This is a genomic window from Shewanella sairae (assembly GCF_023283535.1).
GTDB lineage: Bacteria > Pseudomonadota > Gammaproteobacteria > Enterobacterales > Shewanellaceae > Shewanella > Shewanella sairae.
Window position 1 is genome coordinate 154,124 of sequence record NZ_JAKILT010000001.1, and the last position, 14,873, is coordinate 168,996.

The following is a 14,873-nucleotide window of genomic DNA, read 5'->3' on the forward strand; positions in this document are numbered from 1 at the left end:
CTTGGCTTTTACCCAGCTATACCGCTATATTCGGGCTATCTATTAGAGTTTAATTTAGTTTAAAGTCAATTTATGGTCCGTTTGCTTTACCTTTTCCTCTTCAGTCTTATTGCTCTTCCGGTTAAGGCCGAAACAGACTACAGTCACTATGCATTCGCTAACTATTTAGGCAGTGGTTTGTATCGCACCTCTGGTCAGAATGCTACCGTTGCTAATATCCCACTAAGTTTTGACTTGCAGCGTAGCGACACTGAATCGCTAGTCCTCAACACGCCCGTGTCGTTAGGCTTCTTCAATTTTACTTGGAGTGATTTGCCGGATGGTGAGTTTCCGTCAAGTGTCGGTACCTTAACGGTTACGCCAGGTATTGAATATCGGGTGAAGACTTCTGATACCCATGAATTTCAAACCTATGCAGATTTAGGCTTTGGTACTAATTTCACTAATGGCAACGATGTGATGATCTACTCGGCGGGTATGTCGAGTTTAATGGACTTTGAATTAGGTGACACGTCGCCTGTTTGGGTCAATCGAGTGTTTTTTGCAGGCTATACCACGCTAAGTGATCATTCCAGTGAAACCTATTCTGCAGTGCAGTCAGGTGTGGATTTTGGCACAAACTACTACTTTCAAGTAAAAGGGGTTGAAGTTGAGCCGCGCTTTTTCGTTGCCGGATATTGGTACTTTGACCGCTTAAAGTTTACCACGCCTTTTGAGGACGATGTGTTAGTGGCCAATAGTTATGAAGTGGGCATGACGTTCGCCTTTTCAAAACCTGTGGGCTGGGACTTAATTAATATAGAGCGCTTTGGTTTAAGCTATCGAGCAGGGGATGGTGTTGAGGTATGGCGCTTGATATTTGAGTTTCCGATTTAGCGATAATTTGATTTGAGTTAATGCTGGTCAATCTGTAATAGACTGGTTAAATAAACCAGTCTATTAGCGTCAATTTTGCAGGCGATTATCTATCGCCCCAGATTTTTATGTTCGCAGCTGGCAATTGTTTTCTTGGCTTCACAGGCTTAGCGGCAGCGGGCTCATCACTGTATGTTTTAGGTGCAGGCAAAGGTAGCTTGTTCATTTTTAAATAAAGATATTCTACTTTATCTCTTGCCCACGGAGTTTTACGCAAAAACTTTAGGCTAGATTTAATACTCGGATCATGGTTAAAGCAGCGGATATCAATGCGGCTACCTAGCTCTTCCCAGCCGTAATGGTCGACTAGATCGGTTAATAAATCTTCGAGCTTAATGCCGTGCAGCGGGTTGTTTGCTTGAGTCATAATGTTGTTGCAATCGTCTTGTTGGTACTGACTTGTATGCGAGCATTATATCAGCTTATTTGTGACAGATCTTTATTGTTAGTAGTGCAGTGGTAATAGTCATGAGTAAATTAAAAAGGGAGCCCATGTCGCTCCCTTTATTTACTTCATCAATTCTGCGTTGTGTTATTGGAAACTAAGTTCCCACGAGTTGATGCTACCAGTATCACGACGTGCATTATCAATGGCTTTTAGTTTCCAGTCCCCAGCAGAACCAACACCCGTCATATCGACCGTGTAGGTTTGCACAATATCATTACTGCTGCCCCCTGTATTGTTGTGCAATATTGCAACTTGGCCAGATGGGCTATGTAACTCAACTTGTAGATCGCCAATATAGGTGTGGCTGATGTTAACCTTTACAGTGACTTCGCCTGAATCTCCCGAGCGAGTTGCGGCAATTATACTTTCAACACCTACGTTGCTGTTATCTGGAATACTGTAGCTGTTAGTATTGGTGTAAGTTGCTGGGCCACCAGTATTGCCTCCGCCGCCTGATGACTCAGTAAAGCTAGCGACTAAATTGACGCCTGAGAATGCACTATAGCCTTGTACCATTACATAATAAGTACCTGATTGTGCACTGGTAATTGGGCATGATTCATTATTACCACTTTTCCAAGGGCGACAGTCATAGCTGCTTTGCGTTGGTGATGCACCGTATTGAACATACAAGTCTGCATCCCCTGAACCGCCACTCATGGCAAAGTTAAGATCTGTCGCACCAGCAGGAACATCAATTGAGTAATACAACTCATCAGCTTTTGCACCTGCTAGGTTAGCCTTAGTTACGCCGTTGACTAACACGTTATCACCAGGACCTGTGCCTGGATCGGTTGGGCCATTACAAGATTGGTCCAGATAAGCTCTTGCTGCAGTCGCGTTAACTAAGCCGAAACCGGTTTTATTATCACGACCTGCAGTGTCAAGATCATCTGCTGTGGCTTTTAGTGCGCTACGGACTTGCTCTGCACTACATTGCGTGTGATAGCCCCAAACTAAGGTTGCAACACCTGATACATGGGGAGTTGCCATGGATGTACCGTTGTAATACTCATAGTCTTCGTTGTCAGTATTAGAAACGGTGACACTATTACCTATTTGGTTTTTCAGTGCTAAACCGGTTGCACGGTCAACGGATACAGAAACAACAGGTGCTTCATTATTACTATCGACCAGAAATGGATTTTGTAGACCGGGAAGAATGTTATTACTATAAACAATAACTGCGCTTGCTCCTGCCGTTGCACAGGCTTTTACCGCATCAATTTCTGGGTAGCTTGCGCCTTGATTACCAACACGCTCAACTAAACAGATTTGGTTGCTCATGTTGCCACAGTTAAATGTGCTGCCATTGATGGTACATTCAGCCAGAGTCCCGGTTGCAGTGCCGATAAAAGGTGAACTAACGTGGCTCGTGCCAGATTGTACATAGCGGTTATGCGGCACAATACCCTTGTCAAAATATGACTGACCTGCAATGTTGATGTCTGCTAAACGGCCTTCACCGCGAGTCACTGTTGATAAAATCGCTTCACCAGGACCAGAGATCTCCACTTGGTCGGTGTATTGTGAAAATGCAGCATGATCTCGATTGCTATCAACGGCCGCGACAGACATAACGGAGTCATAAGATGCTGGGTAACTGTGGGTACTGTTACCATCGTTACCAGCGGCTGCGATCAGTAGTACGCCATTACTTTCGTGCGCAGCTAGTGTATTTCTTTCACTATTGCTTGAACTGGCACCACCTAGACTCATGGTTACTACATTGGCGCCATTATTCACACAAGTGTCAACGGCCGAAATCAATGATGATGAGTAACCCCAACCTGACGCATTAAATACTTTTATCACATGGATATTGGCATTTTGATTTGGCATTACACCCACAACGCCTTCGTTGTTAGCTATTGCGGCAATCGTTCCTGCCACGTGAGTTCCGTGAGCGTTACCAGCTCCTGGATCAAACCAGTTACCTGTTCCTGAGTTATTAGTACCGGTTACATTATTGGCATTAAGATCGTTATGACCTCTGTCATAACCAGAATCAATAATACAAATAGTACGATTACCTGACTGACTATCACTTAGACTGGTTGCTCCAACATAGGTTTGCCCCCAAGGTGTCGTCTCATTCAAAAATCTGCGCGGAACATCTTCTTCTACATAGTCTACATCGGCACGAAATCTAAGTTGCTCTAGCGTATTGTCGTCTAACTTGACCGAGTAACTATTACTGCGACCTATACGCTTCATTTCTTTCGCTGCTACGCTATTTAGAGCACGAAAGTGAGAGAAAACTTCATTTGTTCTAGGCTCATATTGCATGTTTTGAATTGCGTTAACTGATTGAGTAAAGCCTCCGCTAGGGTTAGCATTCTTAAACTTAACGATATAACGTTTTGGTAACGGATTTTCTTGAGTTAACTGTTTGGAGTTAGCCGGTAATTTAAGCTCAAAAGAGGGGGCTGCATTTACACTTGTAGAGATAGCAAGTGCTAATACAGAAAGCGATAGCGCTGCTTGTTTGACATTTTGTTTTGTCATTACTGTCTTCCCTGTGTTTAGGTTATTTATTTATTTTTAGTAATTTTTTTAGAGCATAATTTTGAAATTACGCTCTTGAGATAGGGAATGTATCGATGAAATTAAATCTTGTAAATGAAATGTTAAAATTTACAGGTAAGGCGGAGGTATTAAGGTATTAGCTTTTTGGTAATAACCTTTTGGCTTAATTATCTGTAATTAATGCTTGCTTATGTTGTTTTTGGTTGTTTTTGTGAATTTTTAATTAGTTGCTGGTTTGTTGTTTGTGCCGCGTTCCAGTTGGTATAAAGTAGTCAAAAAAAATAGTTTAGATAAGACTAATGTTAAGTCTATGAAATAATGGTCTAAATAATGATTTGAATTTTTGCTATATGTTATTCACTTTTTGAATATAAATAAATGCAATACTACTCAGTTTAAAGATTTGTGTGCTCAGCGTGAGCCTCTGCGGTACAGAGGCAAGGTCATTAAGCGCTCCTCGGTAACCGTTCCTGCGCTACCCTACCTACTATATCCATATGGTCGTGCTTTAATAACATTCACCAAGTCTGACCTCCAGGGATGGAGGGAATAAACATTGTGTCAGTTATTCGCCTTGAATTAGTCTGCCAAACGCGCTCTAAGTCGATCAACTTCCTATACTGATTGGTATAACTCTTTATGTTGACCTTTTTTATAAAATAATTATAAAAAAAAGCTGCATAAGCAGCTTTCGTGAGATGACCTAAATGAAGCAAAGTTGCTTTTAGTCTTTCGCCATCATCAAGGTTTGGTAACCTCCACCGTTATAAACATTAGTAAAACCAGCGCTTTCTAACATTTTGTCTGCGATCCCGCTGCGATTACCACTACGGCAATAAACCACGACAGAACGGTCTTTAGCTATATTTTGTTGTTTAAATGCTTGATTAATTTGCTGATAAGGAATGTTGATGGAGTCAGGTAAGTGGCCTTGGGCAAACTCTTCAGCTGTGCGTACATCAATAACCAATGCACCAGCTGAAATTTTTTGCCAAGCAACCTTGCTATCAAGTTCAGCTGCAGTGACTATTGAGCTAAATGCGGTTAGGAGTAGGCTTAACCCTAACAAGAAAGCCATAAGTTGTGGCCGTGAATAGTGTAAATTAAAAGCGGTACTCATCAATATACCTTTATTTATCATTATTTATTTTTGATTGGCAGTTGCTAGCTCAGCTTCAGATTTTACGCCAAGTTTACGCATAATAATGGCTGCCGGACAGAATTCAGTATAGGTGCTTTGTAATAGATTTGCTCCAACAAAAACTGTGAGCCAGATAAAATTATCATTAATCCATATAGTTAAGGCTCCTGATAGTCATGCCATTAATCCCTCAAAAGCCATGGTTTCGTGTTTGACTGACATAGAGATTCGTTATTTTTGACTTTGATTGAGCGATTAGTTTTTGCAAGTTAGCTTGACTCTATAGTGAGCCAAGCTGTTTTAGTTATTACGGGTAGCGAATTTTCATTACGGTGGGATAGCCGTCATGATGATGAGCAGCGTGCTAACGCTATTAATTGCTCAAATGCGCGAGAGGCTTTAACAAGCACGCATTTTCATACGGGTAATAAATTTAGACGGAAGGGGAAGTTAAGATGTTGAATTATTGGATGCAAAGGCTTGGGTTTCTAGTTAAGCCTTTGTATCTTAAACCTAAAAAGATGAGTCATAGAGCGAAAGTGTTGACTTTAACCCTTGAGTCTAGTCGTTAAGGTAGTAGGTTAATGTTGAGACGATTCTGACTTTCTTAACGTAAGGGGTATTACTGTCTCTATCATTAATACTGAATTGACCCTGAGATGCATTTTTTATCTTGCCGAGTTTTGAATTTGAGTCTTTAGCAAATTTTTCAGCGACTTGGCGAGCATTCTTGGTGGCCGATTCTATCATCTCTGGTTTGACTTTATTTAGCTCGGTAAATAAAAATTGGGCTTTACTATTATAATCTTGATCTGAAATAGCGATGCCGTCTTTAGCAAGACTTAGCATATTAGTGCGGGTTTTAAGTAATAGATCAACGTTATCGGTATAAAGCGAGATAGAGATATTGGCGGCGTAACGGTACTTCACATTGGGATCAACATAGCCTTGGGCTTGTCTGTCATTTATCGCGGGTAAGGCAATGGTGATTTCATCCTCGCTAAAGCCTTGCTGTTTGAGGAAATCGACAACCTTATCGGTTTTGACTTGGACTGTTTGATATAACTGCTTGAGGTCATTGTCGACTTCAGTAAAGCGAATAGGCCAGATGGCAACGTTGGCTTTAACCTCTTTTTCGGCTAAGCCTTTAACGGTTACAGTCCGCTCCATTGCTTTCATTTTTATCAGCTTATCACCAACAGTGTTGCCCAGCATGATAAGGCCTAAGCAAAGTAAACCACCCAGGATGAGGGCGGGAAGCGCGTTAGATTTTTGCATATATCTCTCAATATTGTTGATGATATATAAACGTTAACAAGAATAGACAAAAGAAGACAGTGAAAATAGTTTCATTAAACGGCAACAAAAAAGCCGCACTCGGTGCGGCTTTTAATCAAAAATACGGTATCAGCATTTAATCATTTAGAACTGGTAGTTGTAAGCTAACGAGAAGTAGTTAGCACCAGTGCTTGTTGTCGCTGTTAGTGTACCGTTAAGTGGAACGCTATCAACCACTACTGACTGTTCAGTTACCTGAGTATCGCGGCCAGTCACATAAGCATAACCAAAATCAACAGATGAATGTTTGTTTAGCTGGTAGGTTGCACCAACAGTAAACCAGTTACGATCTGAATCTGGGATTGAAATTGACTCGATATCACCAACTACGCCTTGGTCATATGCAATACCTGCACGTAGTGTCATTTTCTCATCTAATTGATAAGTTACACCGGCACTTAGGAACCAAGAGTCATTCCACTGGTACTCTTTCAGTACTGTTGTACCGTTGTTATCATGCAAATCAACTGAGGTAAAGTTGCTCCACTGTGTCCACTGTGCTGTATAGTGAACTGCAAAAGTGTCTGTTAACTGGTGGAAACCGGCAAACTGCGCAATATCAGCTAATGGTACAGTCATCTCTTCATATTCTGTACCCAGACGGTTTAGTGTGCCATCTACGTCGATATCAGGACTGAATCGGTAGCTCAGACCAAAACGGTTATTGGCGTTCATTTCATAAGTCACGCCCACGATACCGCCAAAACCAATACCATCAGCTTCAACGTCTACAAAATTAACTGAATCTGGACCAGTAATTACCGTTTGACCATCGCGAGTTAATACACCTTCACCATGGATAATGTCTAGGCCTAAACCTACACTCCATTGGTCGTTGATACGAGCCGATACGCTAGCGTTAAAGTTTACGGTGGTGACTTCGGTGTTACCGACTAAGTCACCTGGTACTGGTAAATTACCGCCAGCGGTAAGATCGCTCGTATCAGTACCTGTACCATAGTTAGAGAATGCAGCTAGACCGAAAGCAAAAGTATCGTTGATTGGCTGAATATAATAAGCGTTAGGAATTAACTTCCCTTCTGCGGCATTAGCCACATGACCATACTCTACGTCTGGCGCATTTGGTGCTAGAGGACCGCGATCCCAATTTGCGTCTTGAACCTCAACAGTGACATCAGCATAGGTCATGCCAACAGAAATTGCTGTCGTATCAAACATAGCCATGGCGGCTGGGTTACGTGCCAATACAGAGGCATTATCGGCGATCACGGCGTCACCAGCGAAAGCACGACCAATACCAACAGCAGATTGGCTGTTTAGTTGGAAACCGGCAGCCATGGTTTGTGTGCTTGCTAGAGCTACTGATACTGCAATAAGAGTCTTGTTGAAATACTTCATTATTAATCATCTCTATTATTTTTGGTCTTGCTTATTTTAGTGCCAACTCTGTTTGATTGGCGGCAAGATCCACTTATTAGACGAGTGCATAGTAGGTAGTAGTTAGCAAGCTAACAACTCCGACCAGAACGTGAATTCTGTTAATTATTAGTTAATTATAGACTGGTTTGTTGATTGCATTTAAAGCAAGCCTTTAAAACAGGCAAAAGAAAGTATAGCCAGCAGGGGGTTGGCGCTAATAGTTGGTTTCACTATTAGTTAATGATATGTAACTAACGGAAATTAAACAAACTTGTTGGAAAAGTAAAAAAGCGTACAAATGTACGCTTTTTGTCTGCTTTAAATCGCTATTTGGGTTATAGCTTGGCTTCGAAATGGGCAAACTGCTGCTTAATTGCCTCTGAAGGAGCTTGTAGATTACTAATGATAACGCCAGAAAGCGTGGCTAAAATAAAGCCCGGTAAGATCTCGTAAATATCAAAAATACCACCAGACATTTGCTTCCAAATAACCACAGTTAATGCGCCAACAACAATTGTTGCAATCGCGCCATTACGGCTGTAGTTACGCCAAAATAGCGCGAGTAAGACAACGGGGCCAAATGCTGCGCCAAACCCTGCCCATGCATAGCTCACTAAACCAAGCACACTGCTTTCTGGGTTCAAGGCGACAATTCCCGCAATCACGGCAATCGCTAATACGCCAATTCGGCCTACTAACATCAACTCTTTACTTTGCGCTTGTGGGCGTAACCATTTCTTATAGAAATCCTCTGTTATGACACTAGAGCAAACCAAAAGTTGTGAGTCAATGGTACTCATAATTGCCGAAAGAATTGCGGCAATCAATAAGCCACCAATCCATGGATTAAAGGCGGCATGTGCAAGATGGATAAATACGGTTTCAGGATTGGCTAAAGGTTCGGCAGCAAAATAGAGGCTCCCCGCAATACCAGTGGCGAGTGCACCAACAAGAGCTAAAAGCATCCAGCTCATAGCGATACGTCGAGACACTTTGATTTCGCTTGCTGAGCCAATCGCCATAAATCGAGAAAGAATATGTGGTTGACCAAAATAGCCTAAGCCCCATGCTAACAAAGAGATGATACCTAGAACTGTAGTGTCATCGCTAATAAAGGCTAGCATTTTTGGATCGATGTTTTCCAAGCCAACTTGTGTTTCTGGTTGGCTCATAATTGCTACAGGAACAATTAATAAAGCAACCAACATTAAGCAGCCTTGAAAAAAGTCAGTCCAACTAACCGCAAAGAAACCGCCAACAAAGGTATAGGCAACAATAATGGTTGAACCAATGATCAGTGCTAATGTGTAATCTAAGCCGAATACTTTTTCAAACAGTATCGCACCGCCAACCATGCCTGAAGATGCATAGAAGGTGAAGAAAACTAAAATTGTGACAGCAGAGACTAATTTCAAAATGCCTTTATTATCTTCAAAGCGTTTTTCGAAAAAGTCGGGTAGGGTTAGGGCGTTATCGGTGAACTCAGTATAAATGCGTAGGCGTTTAGCAACAAACAGCCAGTTAAGCCAAGCACCAAAAACAAGACCAAATCCAATCCAGGCTTCGCCTAAACCACCAAGATATACGGCACCAGGTAAGCCAAGTAGCAACCAGCCTGACATATCGGATGCACCAACACTCAATGCTGTTACACCTGGGCCCATACCGCGACCACCTAAGATATAATCATCTACAGAGTCTGTGGCTTTATATGCCCATAGGCCAATTCCCATCATTAAAGAGAGATAGCCTATAAAAGTAATTAAAATGGGTAATTCAATTGTCATGTGTGATTCACGCTTCTTGTATTTTCGATATGTGGGAGCGCTATGTTAACAGAAGTATGAGCTTGAGCCCAATAAAGGGCGGAAATGTGATGAATTACAACCAATAATGCCGGTTTGACATTATTGGTTGTAAGGGATTTAGATAAAAGTTTGCTTAATTTCGTTTTTTACGAAGTTGAGATCTTGGCTCTGCTCACCAATTAGTAACATGTAGGCATTATCTGTTTCAAAGCCCATGCCTTTGTATTTATTATCGGCAAAGGCTTCTTCAAGTACTAACCTGTCTTCAAGGGGCACGATGAACAAAGTGACTTTGCTATGCTCGCCTTGCATCACCAAATGTAAACTTTGCACGCCTTGGAAGTCACAATACTTACTGTAAAACACTTTGCCGGGTTGCTGGGTAAACTTCATATTTTGACCGCCTGTAAGCGATGCTAGTTGAAAGTTCACGTCTTGGTATTGCACGTCTTGATCAATCCGTAATGCTCTATCTTCATGATACACATGAGCAAGTGCATGCTGGCTTAAATCAACGGGAGCCATTCTCAGCAAGGTGAATGTCATACCCGCTAAGAAGGCAACCGATGCGACGAGCGCAAAAGCAAACCCGGTTTTACGACGTTGGCTATGATGTTGTTGCAGCTGCTGTCTTAATAGTAACTTCGCGGCAAGATCGTCGGGTACATCGACTTTTAGCGCACCTTCTATTTTACTATCTAACTTTTTCAGAACCGTTAAAAATGCTTCATGTTCAGCAGACTCTTTTGCTGCAGCAAGAAAGTCAGGATCTTGATTATTAGGTTCACTGTAGGCCTGGCGGCGAAACTTAAGCTCATCCATTGGATTGACCTCTGTGGGTTGGTTGTTCAAGTACATCTTTTAACTGGTTTCTGGCTCTGAATAAGCGTGTCATCACGGTATTTCGATTTAAATCGAGGATCTTGGCGATTTCGTCACCGCTAAAACCGCCAATGACTTGTAATACTAAAGGTTCGCGATACTCAAGTTCCAGCTTAGCGATTTGCCGTTGCAATAGGTGTTGTTCAGCATGTTCTTCGGTACTGCTCGAAAGGTTATCTTCGATAAACTCTTGTTCAATATCTGAGTAATCAAATTGTTTACGCTCAAATCTTCGGGCGTTTTCTCGCCTTAGAATTGTGATTAACCAAGACTTAGCAGCTTTTTCATCTTTTAAAGAATCAAGCGAGCGCCAAGCACGAAGAAAGGTTTCTTGAGTGATATCTTCAGCGATATGTTTATCACCGCATAACCAATAGGCAAAGCGGTAAATATCGGCATGAAGTGCCCTGACAAGGCTATCGTATCGTCGTTGTTTACTAACCATGTCTGAAGAGACCGTGGACTTTGATTTTTTATTTCGCCAACTCTCAAACATTTTTATTTTTTCTAATTTAGATGAGTCACATCAGCTTAACCTTGTCGCAGATGTAATGCCAATTGTTATACGAATTGCATTAATAATCTGTTCATTCAGTGTGAATTCAAAGCTCTGAAGGCAAGCTGGAAAATTGAAGCTAATCGTTATTCTCGGCTCTGGCATCCTGCTTCTCGCTACCTCCTAAATCCTAGACCCAATTTTTCTATCGTTAAAATAGAAAAAGGCACTGGTTATCTGTGCCTTTAGTATTGAGAAACTATGTTTGCTCTAATTGGATTAACAGCGGACAAAGCGCAATTAATTGGGATTAAGTGCCATCAGCGCGGTTGCTGTATTGTTCTCACTGATTTTTACTGCTTTCACTTGGGCAAACAATTTGTTGAAGTCGACTGTTTCAGCCTGTTTATTTGGACTATATGCCATGCGTTGCAATTGACTGATGGCAAGCTTAATGGCTTCATCGGTAACGGCTATCTGAGTTAATGACATCGGGCGCTGATAAAGTTCTGAGTAATATCGCGTTAATGCATTTAGCACTTGAGTGGCATTTTGTGACTTGCAAGCAGCTTGCAATTCAGAGAGCGCCAATGGTGACTTTACCGCTATAGGTAAAGGCGCTGTCACGTTTTGTACTTGAGCTTTTTTACGTGCATTGAGCCAGAGCATTATCGTCGCAAGCCAAAGTATGGCGAATATTAACGATAACCAAGGCCAAAAGCCTGCATCATAACTTGGTTGCGGTGTAAGACTTTGCTCAGGCAGCGGCGTGACAGCAACTGGTCCGTTAACGGTAATTGTGCGCGCTGGCAGCGTGGCAAACTGTTGTTTGTTTAAGTGAGGGTTCCACCAAGGCACCTTAATTTCAGGTAATGTGTACGTACCACCATTGGTAGCAACAATTGCCGTTGTTTGGGTGAGTTGCGATACCATTTGGTTATCACGTAAGAAGGTATTGCGCTGCGCTTTCTCTGGGTAGGTTTTTAGACCTGCAGGAGTCTCAATATTGATGTCGGGCAAACTGGTTTCATCGGTATTCGATGCAAGCAAGGTAATGGTGCGGGTAATGGGATCGCCAACATTAAATTCAGTTTGTGTTTCTGGCCAGTCTTCTTTCAATACCACAAGATCAGACACTAGCCATTCACCATGATAATCGGCAGGCATAGGGTTAATTAGCACTGTCATTTTAGGCGCTTGAGTTTGCGTCGGCTTGCTTTCGTTAAAGCCGAACATACCGCCATTACGGCGAGTTTGAACAAGCACATCCCCAGCAAAACTAGCGCCCTTAATGGTAAGCTCTCCAGGTTGATCGGCAACAATGGCATAGTTGCGCTCAATGACTCGATAGCGTCGACCATTAACGATTTCAGTACTATCGGTGTCTTCTCCAAGTTGCTTTATTTGCGCGCCTTCTAAATCGGGTGCGTTTAGCACGCCTCGTTGCAGTTCAAGCGCTAAATAAAGTTTGACTTTATAGGTGAGCATTTGACCCACATATGCTTCCTCTGTATTGAGGTTGCCGCGCATGAAGATATCTTGCATCCGTTGTGGTTGAGAACCGGCTTTTACCACAGATAGCGAGATAGGGCTCGAACTAACACCGTCAATTGTAAACGCCGGGATAGTGATATTGCCGGGGGCTCTTGGTGAAACTAGAACCTGCCAGCGGGTTTCATTACTCGCATCAAAGTTCATAATCTTCTTGCTACGACTGATACTTGTGCGACCCACAATAAAGTCTTTCAGCAGGGCTGACGTATCGAGCTTACCATTATTGACATCGTCATCAGCGGTTACCGTGAGTACTAATGTATCGCCTTCCATTACCGGGTTTCGGTCAACAGAAGCTTGCAGCACTGTTATAGCGCTGGCAGGAAAGGCCGCTGTTAGCGCGATAATTGCTAACGTAAAAATATACCGTATTACCACTGTTCATTTTCCTTAGAATTAATACCTTGTTGGCGACGTTTCTGATATTCAAGCTGCATTTTATTGCGCAGTAACACTTGGGGATCGTCTGCTATTGCCCGCAGTGCTCGCTCCATTTCTGGCGGCAAAGGTTTATCGGTTGGTAGGGCACTAGCTGCGACTTGCTCAGATTGCTGATCTGGCTTGCCTGCTTCTGCGTCCTCGGTCATCTGTGCTGACTGTGCTTGTTGCTCTGTTTGCTGCTCGGCATTTTTGTCTTTAGCTTGCTGCTGATTGCTTTGAGGGCTAGCCTGCATTTCAGCTTCATTTGATTGCTGCTCAGCATCACCTGACTTGGCGTCATTTTCGTTGGTCGCTTGTTGGTCTTTTGGCTCATCATGAGTGCTGTCATTAGCGTCTTGTTCACTAGTGTCATTTTCTGATGGCTGTGATTCAGGTTCAGGTTCTGATTCAGGCTGCTGCGGTTCATCTTGTTGTTGACCGCCTTGCTCTGATTGCTCTTGCTGCTGAGGTTGACTCTGCTGCGACTGATCTTGATTAGATTGCCCATCTTGCGATTGCTGATTTTGCGACTGTTCACTTGATTGCTGCTTATCTTGAGATGGATCTTGAGGCGAGTCCTGTTGGTTTTGCTGATCCGACTGTTGGTTATTTTGCTGCTGTTGCTTTTCAAGCTCTTTCGCGAGATTTAAATTGCTCTTGGCTGCGTCAAAATCTGGGGACTTGTCCAGCGCTGATTGATAACGCTTTTGCGCCTCTTGATATAGACCTTGTTGCATCAACGCATTGCCTTGATTGTATAAGCCATTGGCAGAATTATCTTTTTCAAATGCATTCAGCGCTTGTTGATACTCGCCAGCCTTATACAGAGCACTTGCTTGCCATTGGGGATCGACAAACTGGCTCGCAGCTTTTGTATAGTCATTATCTTGGTAAGCTTGCATGGCTTGCTGATCTTGAGTTTGCCATAAGTCATCCCAAGTATTGGCGTAGGTCACGCCACTAGGTTGTATAACCATAAAAAGTGCTAGCGCGGCGAGCATGCCATTTCTAAAGCTCAACAGTGCAGGTAGTAGTAATAACAGTGCAATGTATGGCCCTAGATCAACCCAAGTTTCTCCCTCTAAATCACTGGCTTTAGAATCTTGAGTTGTTGCTAACCATTGCTTGATTTGCGCTACGTCAGCCCCATCGGCACGGTTCGCCACCATGATCCCGTTTGCGTCATTAGCGAGCTCTTTTAATAGGGCGTAATCGGTTTTTGCGACGACGACTTGATTGGCATTGTCGCGTAATAGTTGTCCATCAGGAAGTTTGATGGGCGAACCTTGTTGGCTACCAAATGCTAGAATCGCCAGACGATATGGACTGTCTTTTAATACCGATTCAGCACGTTTAAATTGCGTGGTTGAAATGCCATCGGTAAAAAGAATAATGTCTCCGCGAATATGCCCGCCTTGACTGAGTAACGATTGCGCCTGGCTAATAGCGGCTTCGAGATTGGAACCTCTAACCGGCATAATACTCGGCGTTAACGTAGGCAGCAAATTGAGCAATGTCGATTTATCTCGAGTCAAAGGACTTATGGTAAATGCGTCTCCGGCATAGGCTATTAACCCCGTTTCGCCCGCACTTAACTCCCCAATCAGATCGGTGGCACGGTATTTGGCTTGGGTTAAACGATTAGGTGCAACATCATTGGCATACATGGAGAGTGACATATCCATCACAATCACTCGTCCTTGTGTCGACTCATACACTGGAAGGGCACGTTTCTCTAAAGACGGGCCTGACAGTGCGATTACCGCTATAAACCAGGCTATTGCAAGATAACCAATATTATTGTGCTTTTTTGGGCTTGAACTGCTAATCAACAGCTTAGCCAAGTGAGGCGCAATATAATGGTCCCAGTTTGAACTTGCCGCTTTGCTCTTAAATAGCAATAGTAACAGTAAGGCGAGAGGAAGCAGGGCTATAAACCATTCTGGACGTAAAAAGTGCATT

Annotated in this window: 11 protein-coding genes and 1 pseudogene; 1 reads left to right on the forward strand and 11 read right to left on the reverse strand. The window is 42.8% G+C overall.

What is annotated here, in order from left to right; all coding sequences use genetic code 11:
* Window positions 1-72: 72 nt before the first annotated feature.
* Window positions 73-876: a hypothetical protein gene (locus L2748_RS00620; RefSeq protein ID WP_220780595.1), complete on the forward strand. Its 804-nt coding sequence runs from the start codon at window positions 73-75 to the stop codon at window positions 874-876.
* Window positions 877-961: 85 nt separating this feature from the next.
* On the opposite strand, the gene L2748_RS00625 is transcribed toward L2748_RS00620, so the two are convergent.
* The 11 genes and pseudogenes from L2748_RS00625 to L2748_RS00675 form a co-directional block, all read right to left on the reverse strand.
* Window positions 962-1,282, reverse strand: coding sequence for a VF530 family protein (locus tag L2748_RS00625; RefSeq protein WP_220780596.1), 321 nt, complete (start codon window positions 1,280-1,282; stop codon window positions 962-964).
* Between the two features lie 165 nt (window positions 1,283-1,447).
* A complete protein-coding gene (locus L2748_RS00630; protein WP_220780597.1) occupies window positions 1,448-3,871 on the reverse strand; it encodes a S8 family serine peptidase in 2,424 nt (807 codons plus the stop codon).
* A gap of 745 nt (window positions 3,872-4,616) precedes the next feature.
* Window positions 4,617-4,970 (reverse strand): rhodanese-like domain-containing protein, encoded by a 354-nt coding sequence (locus tag L2748_RS00635; RefSeq protein WP_248957660.1) that lies wholly within the window; start codon window positions 4,968-4,970, stop codon window positions 4,617-4,619.
* 66 nt (window positions 4,971-5,036) lie between these two features.
* Window positions 5,037-5,255, reverse strand: a pseudogene (locus tag L2748_RS00640) (YgaP-like transmembrane domain).
* A 339-nt stretch (window positions 5,256-5,594) separates the two neighbouring features.
* Window positions 5,595-6,311, reverse strand: a complete 717-nt coding sequence (locus L2748_RS00645) for an SIMPL domain-containing protein (RefSeq protein WP_220780599.1) — start codon at window positions 6,309-6,311, stop codon at window positions 5,595-5,597.
* A gap of 144 nt (window positions 6,312-6,455) precedes the next feature.
* Entirely contained in the window at window positions 6,456-7,730 is a 1,275-nt protein-coding gene (locus tag L2748_RS00650; protein ID WP_220780600.1) for an OmpP1/FadL family transporter, read from the reverse strand.
* A 356-nt stretch (window positions 7,731-8,086) separates the two neighbouring features.
* Window positions 8,087-9,538 (reverse strand): sodium/proline symporter PutP, encoded by a 1,452-nt coding sequence (gene putP, locus L2748_RS00655; protein WP_220780601.1) that lies wholly within the window; start codon window positions 9,536-9,538, stop codon window positions 8,087-8,089.
* Between the two features lie 138 nt (window positions 9,539-9,676).
* A complete protein-coding gene (locus tag L2748_RS00660) occupies window positions 9,677-10,381 on the reverse strand; it encodes a DUF3379 domain-containing protein (protein WP_220780636.1) in 705 nt (234 codons plus the stop codon).
* The gene (locus L2748_RS00665; protein ID WP_220780602.1) at window positions 10,374-10,937 is read right to left on the reverse strand and encodes a sigma-70 family RNA polymerase sigma factor; all 564 of its coding nucleotides are present in this window, start codon (window positions 10,935-10,937) and stop codon (window positions 10,374-10,376) included. Before L2748_RS00665 ends, L2748_RS00660 begins: the two co-directional genes overlap by 8 nt.
* A 300-nt stretch (window positions 10,938-11,237) precedes the next feature.
* Window positions 11,238-12,869: a BatD family protein gene (locus L2748_RS00670; RefSeq protein ID WP_220780603.1), complete on the reverse strand. Its 1,632-nt coding sequence runs from the start codon at window positions 12,867-12,869 to the stop codon at window positions 11,238-11,240.
* Window positions 12,863-14,872 carry a VWA domain-containing protein gene (locus L2748_RS00675; RefSeq protein ID WP_220780604.1) on the reverse strand — a complete coding sequence of 670 codons (2,010 nt, stop codon included), beginning with the start codon at window positions 14,870-14,872 and terminating at the stop codon, window positions 12,863-12,865. The genes L2748_RS00670 and L2748_RS00675 overlap by 7 nt, the downstream gene beginning before the upstream one ends.
* Window position 14,873: the final 1 nt, after the last annotated feature.